This window comes from Corynebacterium sp., assembly GCF_022712195.1.
GTDB lineage: Bacteria > Actinomycetota > Actinomycetes > Mycobacteriales > Mycobacteriaceae > Corynebacterium.
In genome coordinates this window covers 101,940-119,476 of sequence record NZ_JALAGY010000076.1, presented here as the reverse complement: position 1 = coordinate 119,476, position 17,537 = coordinate 101,940, and the positions used below count along the sequence as shown (strand labels likewise).

General features: G+C 69.3%; 16 protein-coding genes and 3 tRNA genes. 13 read left to right on the top strand and 6 right to left on the bottom strand.

Annotated elements, in window-relative coordinates; genetic code table 11:
- Window positions 1-54 precede the first annotated feature (54 nt).
- The gene (locus tag Q0A34_RS10335) at window positions 55-639 is read right to left on the bottom strand and encodes a PadR family transcriptional regulator (protein ID WP_291479910.1); all 585 of its coding nucleotides are present in this window, start codon (window positions 637-639) and stop codon (window positions 55-57) included.
- 132 nt (window positions 640-771) lie between these two features.
- Here Q0A34_RS10335 and Q0A34_RS10330 point away from each other — a divergent pair, with 132 nt between their 5' ends.
- Genes Q0A34_RS10330 through Q0A34_RS10320 form a run of 3 tightly spaced genes read left to right on the top strand, consistent with a single transcriptional unit; the run spans window position 772 to window position 4,269 of the window.
- Window positions 772-2,739 carry a putative nucleotidyltransferase substrate binding domain-containing protein gene (locus Q0A34_RS10330; RefSeq protein WP_291479909.1) on the top strand — a complete coding sequence of 656 codons (1,968 nt, stop codon included), beginning with the start codon at window positions 772-774 and terminating at the stop codon, window positions 2,737-2,739.
- Window positions 2,736-3,413, top strand: a complete 678-nt coding sequence (locus tag Q0A34_RS10325; RefSeq protein WP_291479908.1) for an exonuclease domain-containing protein — start codon at window positions 2,736-2,738, stop codon at window positions 3,411-3,413. The genes Q0A34_RS10330 and Q0A34_RS10325 overlap by 4 nt, the downstream gene beginning before the upstream one ends.
- Window positions 3,414-3,462: 49 nt before the next feature.
- A complete protein-coding gene (locus tag Q0A34_RS10320; protein ID WP_291479907.1) occupies window positions 3,463-4,269 on the top strand; it encodes a fumarylacetoacetate hydrolase family protein in 807 nt (268 codons plus the stop codon).
- A gap of 22 nt (window positions 4,270-4,291) precedes the next feature.
- Here Q0A34_RS10320 and Q0A34_RS10315 read toward each other — a convergent pair whose 3' ends face one another.
- Both Q0A34_RS10315 and Q0A34_RS10310 read right to left on the bottom strand, forming a co-directional pair.
- Window positions 4,292-5,431: an isochorismate synthase gene (locus Q0A34_RS10315; protein ID WP_291479913.1), complete on the bottom strand. Its 1,140-nt coding sequence runs from the start codon at window positions 5,429-5,431 to the stop codon at window positions 4,292-4,294.
- Window positions 5,432-5,510: 79 nt separating this feature from the next.
- On the bottom strand, window positions 5,511-6,281 hold the full coding sequence (locus Q0A34_RS10310; protein ID WP_291479906.1) for an SDR family oxidoreductase: 771 nt from the start codon (window positions 6,279-6,281) through the stop codon (window positions 5,511-5,513).
- A gap of 100 nt (window positions 6,282-6,381) precedes the next feature.
- On the opposite strand from Q0A34_RS10310, the gene Q0A34_RS10305 reads away from it, so the two are divergent.
- From Q0A34_RS10305 to Q0A34_RS10285, 5 genes are all read left to right on the top strand, one after another.
- Entirely contained in the window at window positions 6,382-7,131 is a 750-nt protein-coding gene (locus Q0A34_RS10305; RefSeq protein WP_291479905.1) for a TIM barrel protein, read from the top strand.
- Window positions 7,132-7,142: 11 nt separating this feature from the next.
- The gene (gene gltX, locus Q0A34_RS10300; RefSeq protein ID WP_291479904.1) at window positions 7,143-8,633 is read left to right on the top strand and encodes a glutamate--tRNA ligase; all 1,491 of its coding nucleotides are present in this window, start codon (window positions 7,143-7,145) and stop codon (window positions 8,631-8,633) included.
- A gap of 132 nt (window positions 8,634-8,765) precedes the next feature.
- A tRNA-Gln gene (locus Q0A34_RS10295) sits at window positions 8,766-8,837 on the top strand.
- A 36-nt stretch (window positions 8,838-8,873) separates the two neighbouring features.
- Window positions 8,874-8,946: transfer RNA gene (locus tag Q0A34_RS10290), tRNA-Glu, on the top strand.
- Between the two features lie 137 nt (window positions 8,947-9,083).
- A complete protein-coding gene (locus tag Q0A34_RS10285) occupies window positions 9,084-9,896 on the top strand; it encodes a histidine phosphatase family protein (RefSeq protein WP_291479903.1) in 813 nt (270 codons plus the stop codon).
- 15 nt (window positions 9,897-9,911) lie between these two features.
- Here Q0A34_RS10285 and Q0A34_RS10280 read toward each other — a convergent pair whose 3' ends face one another.
- The gene (locus Q0A34_RS10280; RefSeq protein ID WP_291479902.1) at window positions 9,912-10,922 is read right to left on the bottom strand and encodes a winged helix DNA-binding domain-containing protein; all 1,011 of its coding nucleotides are present in this window, start codon (window positions 10,920-10,922) and stop codon (window positions 9,912-9,914) included.
- A gap of 155 nt (window positions 10,923-11,077) precedes the next feature.
- Between Q0A34_RS10280 and Q0A34_RS10275 the strand changes: the two genes are divergently transcribed.
- A tRNA-Glu gene (locus tag Q0A34_RS10275) sits at window positions 11,078-11,150 on the top strand.
- 100 nt (window positions 11,151-11,250) lie between these two features.
- On the opposite strand, the gene Q0A34_RS10270 is transcribed toward Q0A34_RS10275, so the two are convergent.
- Window positions 11,251-12,006: an IclR family transcriptional regulator gene (locus Q0A34_RS10270; RefSeq protein WP_291479901.1), complete on the bottom strand. Its 756-nt coding sequence runs from the start codon at window positions 12,004-12,006 to the stop codon at window positions 11,251-11,253.
- A 153-nt stretch (window positions 12,007-12,159) separates the two neighbouring features.
- Between Q0A34_RS10270 and leuC the strand changes: the two genes are divergently transcribed.
- The 3 genes from leuC to Q0A34_RS10255 all read left to right on the top strand — a co-directional run bounded on the left by leuC (window position 12,160) and on the right by Q0A34_RS10255 (window position 15,210).
- The gene (leuC, locus tag Q0A34_RS10265) at window positions 12,160-13,647 is read left to right on the top strand and encodes a 3-isopropylmalate dehydratase large subunit (protein ID WP_291479900.1); all 1,488 of its coding nucleotides are present in this window, start codon (window positions 12,160-12,162) and stop codon (window positions 13,645-13,647) included.
- A gap of 6 nt (window positions 13,648-13,653) precedes the next feature.
- Window positions 13,654-14,241 (top strand): 3-isopropylmalate dehydratase small subunit, encoded by a 588-nt coding sequence (gene leuD / locus Q0A34_RS10260; protein ID WP_291479899.1) that lies wholly within the window; start codon window positions 13,654-13,656, stop codon window positions 14,239-14,241.
- 69 nt (window positions 14,242-14,310) lie between these two features.
- Window positions 14,311-15,210 carry a VOC family protein gene (locus tag Q0A34_RS10255; RefSeq protein ID WP_291479898.1) on the top strand — a complete coding sequence of 300 codons (900 nt, stop codon included), beginning with the start codon at window positions 14,311-14,313 and terminating at the stop codon, window positions 15,208-15,210.
- On the opposite strand, the gene Q0A34_RS10250 is transcribed toward Q0A34_RS10255, so the two are convergent.
- Entirely contained in the window at window positions 15,180-16,262 is a 1,083-nt protein-coding gene (locus Q0A34_RS10250; RefSeq protein ID WP_291479897.1) for an NUDIX hydrolase, read from the bottom strand. The two genes, Q0A34_RS10255 and Q0A34_RS10250, sit on opposite strands and share 31 nt — an antisense overlap.
- 200 nt (window positions 16,263-16,462) lie before the next feature.
- On the opposite strand from Q0A34_RS10250, the gene Q0A34_RS10245 reads away from it, so the two are divergent.
- Window positions 16,463-17,524: an NAD(P)H-dependent glycerol-3-phosphate dehydrogenase gene (locus Q0A34_RS10245; protein WP_291479896.1), complete on the top strand. Its 1,062-nt coding sequence runs from the start codon at window positions 16,463-16,465 to the stop codon at window positions 17,522-17,524.
- Window positions 17,525-17,537 lie beyond the last annotated feature (13 nt).

Here is a 17,537-nt window from a genome sequence, read left to right as displayed (position 1 = left end):
GTACGGGGAGTCGGCGGAGGGGCGCGGGGTCGTCACTGAGTCTGTCACGGGGGTTCACTGTCCTTCTCGGTTGTCGTGGGTGTCGTGGGTGTCGGGGGAGAGCGCGTCGAGTACTTCGGTGCACCAGTCCACGAACGTGTGCTCCAGCCGGATGCCCAGGCGCAGGACGAGGTGCTGGTGCAGCCGTCGTCCGGTGAGCGCGCCGGGTGCGGCGTCGGCGACTTCGGGGAACTGGGTGCGTTCGTAGCTGCGGTAGAGCCGGAGCCGTTCCCGGTGGGCGTCCCGGTGCCTGCCGATGTCGGCGAGGACGTCGCCGAGGTCCCCGTGCTCGGCGCCGCGGATCTTCACCGACAGGTCGTCGCGGATCTTCATCAGCTCGGACGGTTCGGAGATCCAGTCGTGCAGCGCCGTCCTCCCGGCGGGGGCGAGGGTGTAGATCTTCTTGTCCGGCCGGCCGTCCTGGGCGACATCGCGACATGTCACCAGTCCGTCGTCGTGCAGCCGGGCGAGGGTGCGGTAGATCTGCTGTCGGGTGGCGGGCCAGAAGTGGCCCAGGGATGTGGCGAACTGTCGTCCCAGCTCATAACCGGTCCCCGGCCGTTCGGCCAGGGAGATCATGATCGCGTGTTCCAGTGCCATGCCAGACAGGGTAATCCAGGTCACAGCGCCTGGCGGGATTAGCACACGGATTGATGTGAAACTTGTTGCATATACCCCCGGATCGGGGCTGGCCGGGCGGCGTCCGGCCGCCGGTCCATAGACTTGCCGACCATGAGTGTGGAACTGGACGAGGTGCGGAAGTTCCTCAGCGAGCACGAACCCTTCAGTCATCTTCCCGACGACGAGCTGGACGCCCTGCCCTTCAAGATGGAGATCATCTACGTCCGCCGCGGCGAGACGGTGATCACCGCCGGGGAGCCCAACGACACCCTGTACGTGATCCGCTCAGGGGCCGTCGACGTGCTCGACAGTCAGGACGTCCTGCTCGACAGGCGGGGCACCGGACGGTTCTTCGGGCACTCCACGATCGTCACGAAGGGCGGCTTCGGGGCGGAGCCCGGCCCGTCGCGCTACACGATGATCGCCGTCGAGGACAGCCTCCTGCTCACGATGGAGCGCGAGGAGGTCCGCGGGCTGATCGAGCGCAACCCCGAGGTCGCCCGCTACTTCGCCGGCGTCTCCGAACGCATCCGGGCCGCTGCGGAGAGACTGAGCGTGCGCTCCGGGTCGGACGCCCTACGGACCAGGGTCGGTGACCTGGTGGACCGTGACCCGGTCTCCGTGCACTGTGAGGCGACGGTTCGTGAGGCGGCGCAGCTCATGAGCGAGAACGGCATCTCCTGTCTGCCGGTGATCTCGGACACGGCGGACGGCGCGGACGACACGGACGACACGGACGGCGGGGGCGTGGCGTCCCTGCTGCCGCCGGTGGCAGGCAATGAGCTGGTCGGCATCATCACCGACCGTGACCTTCGCAACCGGGTGATCGCCGAGGGCGTCGACACCGACACGCCGGTGTCCGGGGTGATGACCCGTGACCCGTTCTCCACCACCGCCGACACCACGGCCTTCGAGGCGATGCTCATGATGAGTGAGCAGGGCGTCCACCACTTGCCCGTCGTCGGCGGGCTGGACGGTGGGGGCGACGGGGTGACGGGGGTGATCTCGGCGTCGGACATCATGCGTGCACTGCGCAACGACCCGATCTACCTGACCGCCGACCTGGTCAAGGCCACCGACGCCGAGCAGATGCGCAGCATCGTCAAGGACACCGCTGAGATGACCAGTGGTTTCATCAGCCGTGGTGCCTCGGCCGAAGAGGTCAGCGAGATCCTGACCGTGTGCCTGGACTCGCTGGCCCGGCGACTGCTCGTCCTGGCGGAGGAGAGGCTCGGCCCGCCACCGGTGCCCTACGCGTTCATCGTGCTCGGGTCCCAGGCTCGCCGCGCCGTCGGTTTCTCCTCGGACCAGGACAACGGCCTGGTCCTGCACAACTCCTACGACGAGGACCTGCACGGCGAGTACTTCGCCGAACTCGGGCGGATGGTCTGCACCGGCCTCGGGGATGCGGGGCAGCGGCTGTGCCCGGGCGACATGATGGCGATGAACCCCGCCTGGCGGATGACGGTCGACCAGTGGAAGGACTCCTTCCACACCTGGGTCACCGCCCCGCACCCGGACGCGTTGCTCAACGCCCAGACCTTCTTCGACATGCGCCCGATCTACGGTGCGCGCGAGCTCGCCGACCAGGTCCACCGCTACTCGGTGGCGCTGGCACGCAGCTCCTCGCGCTTCCACGCCCGACTCGCCGCGCTGGCGGCACGCACGGAGACACCTCTGGGCATCTTCCGCGGCCTCGTCGTCCAGCGGGGCGGGGACTACCGGAACACCCTCGACGTCAAGGCCGGCGGCACCGCGCCGATCGTCCAGATCGCACGGTTGTACGCGTTGATGGGAGGTGTCAAGGCGGTGGGTACGCACCAGCGGCTCGCCCAGGCCGCAGCCAAGGGTGTGCTGACCCAGAAGGCCGCCCGCGACCTCACGGAGGCATTCAACTTCCTCAAGGCCCTGTCGCTGCGACACCAGGCCGGCCAGTTGCGCAGCGGCGAGGAGGCGAACTACCGCATCGACCCGGACTCGCTGGGCAAACTGGACCGGGAGAATCTCCGCGACGCCTTCGGCATCATCAAGGGCATCCAGACCTCCCTGGCGGTCAAGTACCCGGTGAGGAACACATGAGCCGGCTGCGCAGACTGTGGGAGAGGCGACGGGCCACCGGTGCGCTGGCGGATTTCTACGGGGTCGCCCCGCCGTCGGGCTCCACCCGGCTGGAGGACCTCCCGATTCTCGCCGTCGACGTCGAGGCGACGGGACTCGACCTGGCCACCGACCGTCTGCTGTCCATCGGCTGGGTGCCGATGGACGGGCCACGGATCGTCCTGGCCGGGGCCCGTGAGGTGGTCATCTCCGGCGCCCAGGACGACGGCGACGGTGTCGGCCAGTCCGCCACGGTGCACGGTCTCACCGACGACATGGTCGAGGCCGGTGTCCCACTGGAGGACGCCCTCGCCGAGCTGCTCGAGGCTCTGGCGGGCCGGGCGATGCTGGCGCACTTCGCCACCATCGAGGAGGACTTCCTCTCCGCGGCGTGCCGGTCGGTGTTCGGTGCCGGGTTGGCGGTCCCCACCCTGGACACCTACGCCCTGGCGCGGCGCCGGATGGAACGGGACTTGGTCCACCCGCGCGGCGAGGATCTTCGGCTGCCACGGCTCCGTGAACGGTACGGGCTGCCGTCCTACCCGCCGCACCGGGCCGTGACGGACGCATTGTCCTGTGCCGAACTCTTCCTCGCGATGACCTCCCCGGCGAACGGCCGGTCCCCCTATTCGACGCTGCGGTCCGCGCAAGTATAGACGGGGGCGGCCTCAGCGGCCCCTGTTTTCCTCTGTAAGCTAAGTGACCATGAGAATTTCGCGCATCGCACACCCTGAAGGTATGGCCTTCGTGACGCTGGAGGGGGGAGAGGCCGACGGTACCGGGGCAACCTGCCGCGAGATCGCCGGCCACCCTTTCGGGGAGCCTGAGTTCACCGGGCGTACCTGGTCGTTCGACGAGGTACGCCTGCTCGCCCCGATCCTTCCCTCCAAGGTCGTCGCCGTGGGCCGTAACTACGCCGACCACGTCAAGGAGGTCTTCAACAAGTCCGCCGAGCACCTGCCGCCGACGCTGTTCCTGAAGCCGCCGACGGCCGTGGTGGGCACCGGTGCGCCGATCCGGAAGCCGGAGTGGGCCACCCGCGTGGAGTTCGAGGGTGAGCTCGCCATCGTCATCGGCAAGCCCTGCAAGGACGTCAAGCGGGACGACTGGAAGAGCGTCGTCCTCGGGTTCACCATCGTCAACGACGTCTCCTCGCGGGACCTGCAGTTCGCCGACGGCCAGTGGTCTCGTGCGAAGGGCCTGGACAGCTTCTGCCCGCTGGGGCCGTGGATCGAGACGGACCCCGACTTCGCAGACCTGACGAACCTGCCTATCAAGGCCCACCTGACCCACGACGGGGAGACGGAGACCAAGCAGGACTCCAACTCCGACCAGATGATCAAGTCGATCCCGGAGATCGTGGAGTGGGTGTCCCAGGCATTCACCCTGCTGCCGGGCGACGTCATCTGCACGGGCTCACCGGCCGGCACCGCCGAGATGGTCCCGGGTGACACGATCGACATCGAGATCCCCGGTCTCGGCCACCTGGTCAACCCTGTCGAGGCGTACTGACCGGTACTGACCGGTCTCCTCCTCAGACCGCGCGCATCGCGGCGGGCACGTTGAGTGCACGCAGCGCGGTCTGGAGTTTCGCCGTCGTCTCCGCAGCCTCCGCTGAGGGAGAGGACGAGGCGATCACACCGCCGCCGGCCCACGCCCGCGCGGTGGCCCCGGCCACCTCCGCACAGCGGATGCTGACCATGTACTCGCCGTCACCTGCGTCGTTGCACCAGCCGACGAATCCGGCGTAGAAGCACCGCGGCTCCTCGACCTCGTCGATGATGCCGATCGCGGCGTCGGTGGGGGTCCCGCCGACCGCCGGCGTCGGGTGCAGCATCAGCGCCAGGTCCAGGGCGGAGAAGTTGAGGTCGGGTAGTGTGCCACGCACCGGTGTGGCCAGGTGCCACATCTCGTTGGTCTTGATCAGCTGCGGCGCGTCCGGGATCGACAGTTCCGTGCAGACCCCGCCGAGCACCTGCCGGTAGTGGTCCACCACGAGTTCGTGCTCGGTGAGGTCCTTGGTGGAGTCGCGCAGCATCCGCCCGACAGTCTCGTCGGCCTGACGGTCGGCCAGGCGGGCGGCGGACCCGGCCAGGGGGCGGGCCTCCACGGTGGTCCCGCGCCTGCGGACCAGCACTTCGGGGGACGATCCGACGAGCATGGTGCCGCGGTCGTCCGACCGGCCCGTGGCGGAGAGGTCCACGGCGAAGCCGTCGCGGTGGGCGGACAGGTCGATCAACCGGGCGGCGATGAGCAGCGGGTCGACCTCCTCGGCGAACTGGATGTCCACGGCACGGGCGAGCACCACTTTGCGCAACGGTGTGTTGTGCATCGTCTCGATGGCGGCGGCCACCGTCGACTGGTGCTCATCTGAGCTGGTCAACGGGTGGACGTTGACGACCTCCAGCTGGTCGCCGAGCTCCCGGCCGCGGTAGTAGGCGGGCGGTTCCAGCGGCCCCTCGGTCTCCACGACCGTCCCCGGGACGGTCAGGGCCGCGCGGTTGGCGGTGTCGAAGGGCACGGCACCGACGACCAGGCGCGCACTGCCGTCACGCAGTGCCGTCGCAGCCTCGAACGGATCGGGGAAGGACGCGCGTGTCCCCTGGGTGCGGATACTGCCCGACGCGCGGGAGAGGAGGAAGTCCGGCGCTGTTGACGGGCGATCGTTATTGATCACATAACCACCGTACTCAGGGGTGGGAAACAAACAGAAATTACCGGGCGCACGAGGGCGGGGGACACGGCCCCGGTATTCAGCCGCGACCCAGGTACGGCATGCCCGCGGCGGTCACGGTGATCCGGTCCACGCTCACCCCGGGCGGCATCTGCGCCACGCTGACCAGTAGACGGCCGGCCTCGGTGGCGTCGAAGGTGGGCTCGGGGGAGGTGCCGCAGGAGGAGCCGGTGGTGAAGGTCTCCAGCAACGGGGTCCGGGCGTTGCCGATGTCGAGTTCGGTGGCGGTGATCCCCACGTCCCGTCCGTCCAGTGCCGTGGAGACGGTCAGCGACGCCACCGCGGCCTTCGACGCTGCGTAGGCGGCGGCGCCGGCACGAGGGGCGTGGGCGGCGATGGAGCCGTTGTTGATGATCCGTCCGCCACCGTGCGCGGCCATCCACGCGAAGGCCGCACGGGTGCACAGGAAGGTGCCGGTGAGGTTCGTGCGTACCGTCTCCTCGAAGGCGGCGGGGTCCACGGTGTCGATCCGGCCCGTCGCACCGGGGACGCCGGCGTTGTTCACCAGCAGGTCCAGCCCGCCGAGGCGGCCGGTGAGGTGGTCGACGGCGGCGGTGACCGACGCCTCGTCGGTCACGTCGCAGACCACGGTGAGGTGACCGTCCCCCGTGCAGGCGGTGACGGTCTCCTCCAGGGTCGCGCGGGTACGCCCCAGCGCGGCGACGGTCCACCCCGCGGCGGCGAGGGCGACGCAGAACGTCCGGCCGAGTCCTCCACCGGCACCGGTGACGGCGACGACACCGGCGGCGGGACGGGGGTCAGGGCTCTGCGGTGATCCAGATTCAGCCATGCCCCGTATTCTCGCTGATGCCGGCCCGTGGCGGCAGGTACATTGGCGTATCCGGCACCCGGACGAGGGGGAGGTCCCCTGAAGATTGGAGGCGACACCGATGTCACCGCAGCTGGCCACCGTCGTGAACTGCTCGATCGGCAGACCGCAGGGGGACCCCGACCTGGGCAGGGCCGACGCCCTCGGCCTGGACCGGATCGAGCTGTGGTGGCCGTGGACCACCCCTGAACCCGCCGGGCGTGACATCGACGACCTGGTGGCCGAGCTCGACCGCCGCGGCCTCACCCTCGTCGCGGTGAACTACTGGGGAGGGGATCTCCCGGCGGGCGACCGGGGCGTCCTGCACCGTGGGCCGCTGAGCCGACCGCACCTCGACGCCATGTCCCGGCTCGCCGACGCCACCGGGGCGGACCGGTTCAACCTGCTCGTCGGCCGGGGCGGGCGCCGGCTCGGTCCCGACCAGCTCGACAACATCGCCGCGGTGGCGCACACCGCATCCGGGAGGGGTCAGGGCACGGTCCTGATCGAGCCCAGTGCCGGTCTGGACGACTACCCGGTCACCACCGTGGCCGACGCCCGTGGGGTGGTCACCAGCATCGCCAACACTGCATTGCTCGCGGACCTGTGGCATCTCAGCCAGACCGACGACGTCCCGGCGTGGCTGGAGAGCCTGGAGAGCCTGGAGAGCCTGGAGAGCACCGACCGGGCGGTGGCCCCGGCGCACGTCCAGATCGCCGACGACCCTGGGCGGGGAGCACCGGGGACCGGCCGGTTGCCGCTGGCCGACTGGGTGGGTGCGCTGCGGGCCGCCGGGTACTCCGGGGACGTGGCGGGGGAGTGGATGTGGTGAAATAGGACACCATGAGTGAAGTTCGCGTACGTTTCTGCCCCTCGCCGACCGGAACCCCGCACGTCGGTATGGTCCGCACCGCACTGTTCAACTGGGCCTACGCCCGGCACACCGGCGGCACACTGGTGTTCCGGATCGAGGACACCGACGCCGCCCGGGACTCCGAGGAGTCCTATGAGGCCATCGTCGACTCCCTGACCTGGCTCGGCCTGGACTGGGACGAGGGTGTGGGCGAGCCCGGCGGCCCCCACGGCCCCTACCGGCAGTCGCAGCGTACGGAGATCTACTCGGAGGTGCTGGAGAAGCTCAAGGCCTCGGGCGACGTCTACCCGGCCTACTCCACGGCCGAGGAGGTCGAGGAGCGCCACCGTGCCGCCGGGCGGGACCCGAAACTCGGCTACGACAACTTCGACCGGGACCTGACCGCAGAGCAGGTCGCCGCCTTCGAGGCCGAGGGGCGGTCCCCGGTGTGGCGCCTGCGTATGCAGCAGAAGACCTGGACCTGGACCGACCTGGTCCGCGGCGAGATGGTCGTCGACGGGTCGACCGTGCCGGACTTCGTCGTCGCGCGCTCGAACGGGCAGCCGCTGTACACCCTGGTCAATCCGGTGGACGATGCCCTGATGAAGATCACCCACGTTCTGCGTGGCGAGGACCTGCTGCCGTCCACCCCGCGTCAGCTCGCCCTCTACGAGGCGTTGGTGCGCATCGGTGTGGCGGAGTCGACGCCGGTCTTCGGGCACCTGCCGTTCGTGATGGGGGAGGGCAACAAGAAGTTGTCCAAGCGTGACCCGGAGTCCAACCTGTTCAACCACCGGGACAACGGCATCATCCCGGAGGGCATGCTGAACTACCTCTCCCTGCTGGGGTGGTCCCTCTCCGCGGACGAGGACGTCTTCGGTGTGGACCAGCTGGTGGCGAACTTCGACGTGGCCGACGTGAAGCCCAACCCCGCCCGCTTCGACCAGAAGAAGCTCGAGGCGCTCAACGCCGACCACATCAGGCTGCTGGACCTCGGGGACTTCACCGCCCGGCTGCGCAGCTACCTGGAGGAGTACAAGGGATTCCCGGCGGACTACCCGGACGACAAGTTCGCCTTCGCCGCGGAACTGGTGCAGACCCGGATCAAGACTCTCGGGGACGCCGACGGACTGCTGCGCTTCCTTGTGACGGCGGACGGGGACCTCGAGCTCGACCCCAAGGCGGCGAAGAAGAACCTCAAGGAGGACGCCGTCGAGGTCCTTGACGCGGCTGTCGAGGAGGTGGAGCGCATCGACGAGGCGGAGTTCGTCACCGCGACGATCGAGGCTGCGCTCTCCGCGCGTCTGATCGAGACGATGGGGCTCAAGCCGCGCAAGGCATACGGGGCGCTGCGAGTAGCTGTCTCCGGGGCAGCGGTCTCGCCGCCGCTGTTCGAGTCGATGGAGCTGCTGGGCCGGGAATCCACGCTGGCACGGCTGCGTGCCGCCCGTGCGGTCACACCCTACGTCGCTGCGGAGTGACACCCGTGGCGCCGGTTCGGACGCCAGGATCTGTGCGCTGACCTCGCAATTTGCGAGTCGGAGCGCGTCCTGGTTATAGTATCCACCGTTGCAAGGCAGCACGGGGAACAGCCCGGAGCCCAGAGCAGCAAATGGCCTATGGTGTAATTGGCAACACAGCGGTTTCTGGTACCGTCGTTCTAGGTTCGAGTCCTGGTAGGCCAGCGGAAACGCTGGATATGATGTGCAGTATGTTTTCACGCCCCGTTCGTCTAGCGGCCTAGGACGCTGGCCTCTCACGCCGGTAACACGGGTTCAAATCCCGTACGGGGTACAAGGTATGTGAACGAGAAAGCCCGGTCTTCGGACCGGGCTTTCCGCATGTCCGGGGTCGGGTCGCCCCACGGTCACGGGCAGTGGGGGTGTGTCGGTGGGTTCGTGGACGAAAGGTCTAGGGTGGGTGGGGTGACCATGCCGAAGAACCTGATCCTCGTCCGACACGGCCAGAGCGAGGCCAACGTGATCCAGCGCGCCGACAAGGCCGGCGACCAGGCACTGTTCAGCGAGGAGACCATGCTGGTGGCGGACCGGTCGTGGCGGCTCACCGCCGCCGGTGTCGCACAGGCCCGTGCCGCCGGCGGGTGGATCACCGACAACGTTGACGCGCTCGACCGCTGCATCACCTCGCCGTACGTCCGTACCCGGGAGACCGCGGCGAACCTCGGCCTGGCGGGGGCCCGCTGGGAGGAGAACCGAGTCGTGCGGGAACGGTCCTGGGGCGAGATCTCCCCGCTGCCACGGAAGGTCTTCGAGGAGCAGTACGCCCACAACGCGCTGCTGCGGCGCAAGGACCCGTTGTACTGGGCCCCGCCGGCGGGCGAGTCGATCGCCAATGTCGCGGAGAACCGGGTGCGGAACCTGCTCAGTACCCTGCACCGGGAGAGCAGTGAGCAGAATGTCCTGGTGGTCACCCACGGGGACTACATGTGGTCGACGCGACTGGTGCTCGAACGTTGGAGCGACGAGGAGTTCCTGCGTTACGACAAGGACCCGGAGATGACCATCTTCAACTGCACGGTCCTGCACTACACGCGGGTCAGTCCCGACACCGGTGAGGTGGCGCCGTGGATGCGGTGGGTCCGTGCGGCGCACCCCTTCTGTGACCGGACCACGGGCCGGTGGCGCATGGTCGAGCAGCCGTGGCAGCGCTTCGACCGGGACTACCTCGGCAATGAGGAGCTGCTGGCGGTCGCCGAGGAACAGGCGCGCCTGCTGGCTGAGTGAGCGGTGGTGGGTGCGTCAACTGCGTCCGGTGACCGTGCCGTCCGCGACGTGGAAGGCGTGGAAGAGCCCGTTCTTCGTCGGCCCCACCTCGGCGGCGACGGTGTCCGTCATCACGTCCGAGCGGTCCGTGTAGCCGAGAAGGTACTCGTCGAATGACGGTAGCGTGTACCGCCGCCGGAGCGCCTCGTGGATCTCGTCGGCGGTCACGTCCCGCTGCCAGTCGGCCAGGTGGAGTGTGCGTCCGTCAGGTGTCTCCGCGGCCACGACACTGCCGGTGTCGAGGGCGAGGGCGGTCGCCGCGCGTACGTCCCGGACGGTCAGCCCCGACCACCACGCCAGGTCCTTGACCGAGGCGGGGCCGTGCGACCGGTAGTAGCGCAACGCGAGTTCGCGCAGGGCGTCCTCGCCGGTGAGCTTCCGGGGGCGCGGGACGACGGCGTCGTGCAGGACGAAGGTGTCCTCGCTGGGTCCGTTCCCGGTGGTGCGCGGGCCCTGGATGATCTCCCCTTCGCCGCCGAAGTGACGGAGCATGTGCTGTCCGCGGCCCCCGTCCGGGTCGACGCCGGCCTCCGCGAAGATCCGGTAGGCCGCGGTGCGGGGCAGGGGAGCAGGGTCGGTGGAGAGCGCCTCGAGAAGTGCCGTCCGGCACCGGTCGACGTCGGCGTCGGAGAGCCCGAGGCTGCCCCGGCGCTTCGCCGACGCCGCCTGGACCCGGGGAGTGCACAGCCTGGTCACCCACCGGACGTCCTCGGCGGCGAGGAGGTGGTGGGTGCCGCGCTGGGACCAGCTGCGGACGATCCCGGCGCCGCCCAACGCGTCCTCGGTGAGAGCGGGCAGCCCGCTGCGCAGTGACAGGGCCGTGACGGCCGCGGGGAGGTTCTGCGCCTGCACGGCGAGCATGTGCGAGGCGGTGGCCCGGACGAGGTCGCCGGCGGCGCCGGTGAACGGCGGGCGGGCGGTGCTCGGGGCCAGGAGCTGGGCGGTGAGCCGGAGTCCGCGGAGACGGTCGGCGGTGAGCGGGGTCATGGCTCTCAGCCTAGCCGCCGGGCGTCAGTGGCGGCTGAGGAGAGTCAGTGCACGTCAGGGCGGTGATTATGTGCTTCTGCGGTCAGTCCTATATAGTTCTCCCCGTTGCACAGCGAGGACAGCGCGTCCTGCTGGTCAATGATGTGGTAGTCCTTGCCCCGTTCGTCTAGCGGCCTAGGACGCTGGCCTCTCACGCCGGTAACACGGGTTCAAATCCCGTACGGGGTACAACAGCACGATCAGCCCGGTCCTCGGACCGGGCTTCTCTGCGTTCCGGGGTGCGGCCTGCGCCGGACGCGGGGTCCGGACGGACGGCCGGTGGCGTCGGTCAGCGCAGGTAGCGCTCGAGTTCGGCGGCGCTGTGCTGCAGCGACTCACGGTGACGTGCCGCCGGTGAGGGGCCCATGCGCTCGGCCGGCCCGGAGATCGACAGGGCGGCGATGACGCCGGAGGCGTCGCGTACCGGTACGGACACGCTGGCCAGGGCCGCGTCGCGCTCCCCGACGGACTCGGCGATCTGGCCGGCGCGGACGAGCTCCAGGTCCTCTGCCGTGTACGTGGCCTCCGGCAGGATGTCGTCCTGGAACACCTTCGGGGAGTAGGCGACGAGGACCTTCGCCGCGGACCCTGCGGTGAGGGTCAGGCGATTGCCCACTGGTACGGTGTCACGGAGCCCCTGGCGTGGTTCCGCGGTGGCGATGCAGACGCGTTCGCGTCCTGAGAGCTTGTAGATCTGCACGGCCTCCCCGGTGCGTTCGACCAGGTCGGGGAGGACGTGTTCGGCGGCCTCGTCGAGCCGTGTGGACGACTTCGGCGCCAGCTCCGCCAGGGCGGGGCCTGCGGTCCACTGACCGTCCTCCAGGCGTGTCACCATGCGGTGCTTCTCCAACGCGACCGCGATCCGGTGGGCGGTGGCGCGGGGCAGGCCGGTGGTCTCGCACAGCTCGGAGAGGCTGTGCGGCCGCCGTGCGACGATGCCCAGGATGAGCAGCGCGCGGTCGAGGACCTGGATGCCGCTGGTCGTCGTCGAGGCCACCGGTGCGGAGGTCGGGGAGGGCGTCTCGGTGTAGGTGGGGTTTCCCATGATCTGATACTATACATTCCAACCAGTGGAACTTCCAGGCTGCCACGCAGCGACGGGCGGGGCAGCGTAGGAACCTCCGGGGCGCCGAGACGACCCCCGGAGGCAGTGGACACCGCGGCGAACGTGGAGACCGTGGAGACTGAGGAGAGAACCGTGAATGCTGTGACCCGGCAGACGCACCCCGACGGGTCGACGCCCACCCCGCCGCGGACGCTCGCGGAGAAGGTGTGGGACGCCCATGTCGTGACGAGGGGGAAGGACGGCGGCCGGGACCTGCTGTACATCGACCTCCACCTGATCCACGAGGTCACCAGCCCGCAGGCCTTTGACGGTCTGCGCCAGAACAACCGTCCGCTGCGGCGTCCGGACCTGACCCTGGGCACCGAGGACCACAATGTCCCGACCCTAGGCGTCCACTCCGGCAACCTGCTGGAGATCGAGGACAAGGTCTCCCGTCTGCAGGTCGAGACGCTGCGCAGGAACTGCGAGGAGTTCGGTGTGGTGCTGCACTCCATGGGCGACGGCGACCAGGGGATCGTGCACACCGTCGGCCCCCAGCTCGGCGCGAGCCAGCCGGGCATGACCATCGTCTGCGGCGACTCGCACACCTCCACCCACGGGGCCTTCGGCTCCATCGGGATGGGCATCGGGACCAGCGAGGTGGAACATGTGCTGGCCACGCAGACACTGCCGCTGGCACCGTTCAAGACCATGGCGGTCGAGGTCACCGGTCAGCTCAGGCCCGGGGTGACGGCCAAGGACCTCATCCTGGCGATCATCGCTGAGATCGGCACCGGCGGCGCACAGGGCCACATCATCGAGTACCGCGGCGAGGCCATCCGGGCGATGTCGATGGAAGGCCGTCTCACCATGTGCAACATGAGCATCGAGGCCGGCGCCCGGGCGGGGATGATCGCCCCGGACGAGGTCACCTTCGAGTACCTCAAGGGCCGCCGCTACGCACCCACCGGGCAGGACTGGGATGACGCGGTGGAGTACTGGCGCTCACTGCCCACCGACGAGGGCGCCACCTACGACACCGTCGTGGAGATCGACGGATCCGCCCTGACACCGTTCGTCACCTGGGGCACCAACCCGGGGCAGGGGCTGCCGTTGGACGCCTCGGTGCCCTACCTGGAGGACATCACCGACGAGACCGCACGGATCTCGGCGGAGTCCGCCCTGGAGTACATGGGGCTCGAGGAGGGCACCCCGCTGCGCGAGATCAGCATCGACACCGTCTTCCTCGGGTCCTGCACCAACAGCCGGATCGAGGATCTGCGTGCCGCGGCGGAGGTGCTGCGGGGGCGTCGTGTCGCCGGGTCGGTGCACATGATCGTCGTCCCGTCGTCCACCGCGGTGAAGACCCAGGCGGAGTCCGAGGGGCTCGACAGGGTATTCCTCGACGCAGGCGCCGAATGGCGTACCGCCGGGTGCTCGATGTGCCTGGGCATGAACCCCGACCAGCTCGCCCCGGGTGAGCGTGCGGCCTCCACGTCGAACCGCAACTTCGAGGGACGTCAGGGTAAGGGGGGACGCACCCACCTGGTCTCGCCGCCGGTCGCCGCGGCCACGGCCGTCCTGGGGCATCTGGCTAGCCCCGCCGATCTGCCGGCCGAGAGCGCCGGGAAGGGAGAGTAGGACCACATGGAGAAGTTCAGCACCCACACCGGGGTGGCGTGCCCCCTGCGACGGTCGAACGTGGACACCGACCAGATCGTGCCGGCGGAGTACCTCAAGCTAGTCACCAAGACCGGCTACGAGTCCGGCCTGTTCAAGGCCTGGCGCAGGGACCCCGGGTTCGTGCTCAACCAGGAACCTTTCGTGAACTCCACTGTGCTGGTCACCGGGCCGGACTTCGGCACCGGCTCCTCCCGCGAGCATGCGGTGTGGGCGCTGCTGGACTACGGGTTCCGCGTGGTGTTCTCTCCCCGCTTCGGCGACATCTTCCGCGGTAACACGGCAAAGAACGGTCTCCTGGCCGCCACCATGCCCGCGGAGGACATCGAGCTGATCTGGAAGCTCATCGACCAGCAGCCGGGTGTGGAGATGACGGTGGACCTCGAGACCCGGACCGCCACCCTCGGCGAGCACGTTTTCACCTTCGAGGTGGACGACGACACCCGGTGGCGCCTGCTCAACGGGCTGGACGACATCGGCATCACCCTGCAGGACGAGGCGGCGATCGAGACGTTCGAGAAGTCGAGGCCCTCGTTCAAGCCCGTCATCCGGTAGCGTGCCGGGGCGGCATCCCGGTGATGTACAGGTGATATCCCCGGGGAAAGTGCCGTAGTCTCTGGGGGTATGGACAGCCACCAGCACATCATCCCGCGTATCCGACTGCAGACCGGTGACCACGGCGTGGTCGGGGCCGCCCGCTTCTACACCGACGTCTTCCGTCCGTTCGAGGAGGCGGGCCTCGAACTCGGCGCCGCCGGGACGGCAGGCACCGACGACGGGGTGGAGCTCACCGTCGCCGGACTACGCGTGCATCTCACCGACGCCGCTGACAGTCCCGGGGCCGCCGGGATCTCCCCGGCGACGAACTTCCTGGTCAACATCGACCCGGTGTTCTTCGGCTGGTCCGTCGACGGCGGTGAGGACGACCGGCGTGCCGCCTCCGCCCGGGCCCGTGCCGTCCTGGACACCGTGTGGGACGGGCTCGTCGCCGACGGGGCGACGGTGCTCATGCCGTTGGGAGAGTACCCGTTCAGCCCCCGGTACGGCTGGGTGCTCGACACCTTCGGGGTCAGCTGGCAGCTGATGCTCACCGACCCTGCCGGAAGGCCCCGGCCGGCGGTCCTCCCGTCCTTCCTGTTCTGCGGGGAGGCGCAGAACATGGCGGGGGAGGCGTTGGACACCTGGACACGGGTCTTCGGTGAGGTTTTCGGTGGGGGTGCTGTCGGACCGACACGTGCCGGGGCGCTGGTCGCCTACCACGCGAACACCGGCCCGGCCGTCGAGGGGTCGGTGATGTTCGCCGACGCACAACTGGCGGGCCTGTGGGTCGCGGCGATGGACTCCGGGGTGGAGCAGCCCTTCACCTTCACCGACGCGGTGACCTTCCGGGTGCTCTGCGACACCCCGGTGCAGGCCGAGGTGCTGCGTCGCGAACTCGGCCTGGACAGTGCAGGGCGTGACCGGTTCGGCGTGTCGTGGGAGCCGGTCGCCGTTCAGCGCACGGGGAGCGGCGAGGCGAGGTAGTCCGCGCCGAGCAGGGTGTCGTCCGCCCCGAAGTGCAGGACCCAGACGCTGCCCTTCTTGGTGCGCAGGTCCTCGATGTCGAAGCCGGCGTCCTCTGCCAGTCCGGAGACGACGGCGGGGATCACGTCGCCCTGGGAGCACACCACGCTCACCGGGGCGGAGCTGGCCTGCACCAGCGCCTCCATGACGGTGCGTGCGGAGTGCCGCAGGACGGCGTCGCCGAGGTTGACGTCGGTCTCGATGTCCAGCCCCAGTGCGTCGGCCGTCGGTTCCACCGTGGCACGGCAGCGTTCGGGGGCCGCGGTGAAGACGGAGCGGGGGCGGTAGCCCTCCAGGACGGTGGGGAGGGCGTCGGCCTGGCGGCGGCCCTTCTTGGTCAGCGGGCGGAGGTCGTCGTCCTCGTTCCAGTTGTCCGGATTCATCGCCTTGGCGTGGCGCACGTAGAGCACCCGCCGGGTGCAGCCCAGGGCGAGGACCTCTTCGGCGGCGGCGATCACCTCGCGGTCGGCGTCGTAGCTGACCTTCGCCCTGGCGTCGGCGGGGGAGAGCCAGTGCAGTTCGTCGACCTCGTCGTTGTCCCGGAAACTCCCGTCGGTCACCTCGGCGGTCCAGTAGTAGACGACCTTGGTCCTGTTGCCCAGCGGGTAGTGGATGTAGCCGAGGAGCCATCCGAGCGAGGGGGAGTAGCCGGTCTCCTCGGCGATCTCGCGGGTGGCGGTGACGACGATGTTCTCGCCGGGGTCCACCTTGCCCTTCGGCAGGGACCAGTCGTCGTAGTGGGGACGGTGGATCACGGCGATCTCGATCTCGTCACCGTTCTCACCGCCCGCGGACTCCGGGGTGCCGGGACCGTGGGAGCCGGTGTGCCGCCAGAGCACGGCACCGGCGGCGAAGACGGGGCGTTCGAACTCCTCGGCCGGGGTGCTCCCGATCCGGGCGACGTGGCCGAGGGGTGCCGGTGTCGTCCCGGTGGGGCGGGCGGACGCGTCCCGGTCGAGGTTTCTCGACGCCAGCGAGGTTGACAGGTCTCCGGTGCCGGTGTGACTGATCAAGGGTGACGCCTTCCCGAGCGCACCGGTCCGGTCGAGCCGTCACCGCGGACCGGGTGCGTCATGGTTCAATGTTGGGGAGCAGAAGTGCCGGTACTTATTCCGCCCACCAGAATACCGGTGGCGGTCGAGGAGAACGTAGTCGGCACCATCGGCACAGATCGGCACAGATCGGCACAGACGAGACAGAGGAGCACACAAGCATGGTTCGGGTAGCGGTGATGGGGTCTGGCTCCTGGGGGACGACGGTGGCCAAGGTCTGCGCGGACACGGAAGCTGTCACGGCCGGTGCCTCGGCTGCGCGGTCGGGCGCCGCCGGCGGGACAGCTCCGGCGTGTCCGTCGGTGACGTTGTGGGCGCGACGTGCCGAGATCGCCGATGAGATCAACGGTGAGCACCGCAACTCGACCTACCTCCCCGGGGCGGTGCTCCCGGACTCTGTCACTGCCACGACGGACGCCGCTGAGGCGCTCGCCGGTGCGGACGTCGTCTTCCTCGGCGTCCCGTCGCAGTCGTTGCGTTCGAACCTGGAGCGGTGGCGTGACCTCATTCCGTCCGACGCCACACTGGTCAGCCTGGCCAAGGGAATCGAGCATTCCACAGGTCTGCGCATGAGCGAGGTCATCGCGGAGGTCGCCGGGGTGGAGCCGGGCAGGGTCGCGGTGTTGTCGGGGCCGAACCTCGCCGTCGAGGTGGCGCAGCAGCAGCCGGCGGCCTCGGTGGTGGCCTGCACGGACGACCGGCGCGCACGGATGGTCCAGTCCGCACTGGCCACGGCCTACTTCCGTCCGTACACCAATGACGATGTCATCGGGTGTGAGGTCGGCGGAACGTGCAAGAACGTCATCGCGCTGGCCTGCGGGATGGCCGCGGGCATGGGGATGGGGCACAACACCATCGCGACGGTGATCACCCGTGGGCTCACCGAGATAACCCGGCTCACGGTGGCGCTCGGCGGACAGGAGCGTTCGATGGCCGGGCTGGCGGGCATGGGTGACCTGGTGGCGACCTGCAACTCCCCGCTGTCGCGCAACCGCACCTTCGGTGAACGGCTCGGCATGGGCGAGACCCTGGAACAGGCCAGCACGGCGACGAAGGGGCAGGTCGCCGAAGGTGTGATCTCCAGCATGTCGGTCGCCGAACTCGCCGAGGCCCACGGTGTGGAGATGCCCATCACCCGCGAGGTCGTGCGGGTGTGCCACCACGGCGGGGACGTGCCGACCGCGATCCGGGACCTGATGGGGCGCACCAAGAAGGCCGAGTGACCGGTGCCGTGTC

What these genes read in the sequence shown, in the direction of transcription:
- Q0A34_RS10280 (WP_291479902.1), bottom strand. Translation starts at nt 10,922, where the DNA reads ATGACCCCGCTCACCGCCGACCGTCTCCGCGGACTCCGGCTCACCGCC.
- Q0A34_RS10270 (WP_291479901.1), bottom strand. Translation starts at nt 12,006, where the DNA reads ATGGGAAACCCCACCTACACCGAGACGCCCTCCCCGACCTCCGCACCG.
- Q0A34_RS10255 (WP_291479898.1), top strand. Translation starts at nt 14,311, where the DNA reads ATGGACAGCCACCAGCACATCATCCCGCGTATCCGACTGCAGACCGGT.
- Q0A34_RS10305 (WP_291479905.1), top strand. Translation starts at nt 6,382, where the DNA reads ATGTCACCGCAGCTGGCCACCGTCGTGAACTGCTCGATCGGCAGACCG.
- leuD (WP_291479899.1), top strand. Translation starts at nt 13,654, where the DNA reads ATGGAGAAGTTCAGCACCCACACCGGGGTGGCGTGCCCCCTGCGACGG.
- Q0A34_RS10325 (WP_291479908.1), top strand. Translation starts at nt 2,736, where the DNA reads ATGAGCCGGCTGCGCAGACTGTGGGAGAGGCGACGGGCCACCGGTGCG.
- Q0A34_RS10335 (WP_291479910.1), bottom strand. Translation starts at nt 639, where the DNA reads ATGGCACTGGAACACGCGATCATGATCTCCCTGGCCGAACGGCCGGGG.
- Q0A34_RS10245 (WP_291479896.1), top strand. Translation starts at nt 16,463, where the DNA reads ATGGTTCGGGTAGCGGTGATGGGGTCTGGCTCCTGGGGGACGACGGTG.
- Q0A34_RS10330 (WP_291479909.1), top strand. Translation starts at nt 772, where the DNA reads ATGAGTGTGGAACTGGACGAGGTGCGGAAGTTCCTCAGCGAGCACGAA.
- Q0A34_RS10320 (WP_291479907.1), top strand. Translation starts at nt 3,463, where the DNA reads ATGAGAATTTCGCGCATCGCACACCCTGAAGGTATGGCCTTCGTGACG.
- Q0A34_RS10310 (WP_291479906.1), bottom strand. Translation starts at nt 6,281, where the DNA reads ATGGCTGAATCTGGATCACCGCAGAGCCCTGACCCCCGTCCCGCCGCC.
- Q0A34_RS10285 (WP_291479903.1), top strand. Translation starts at nt 9,084, where the DNA reads ATGCCGAAGAACCTGATCCTCGTCCGACACGGCCAGAGCGAGGCCAAC.
- gltX (WP_291479904.1), top strand. Translation starts at nt 7,143, where the DNA reads ATGAGTGAAGTTCGCGTACGTTTCTGCCCCTCGCCGACCGGAACCCCG.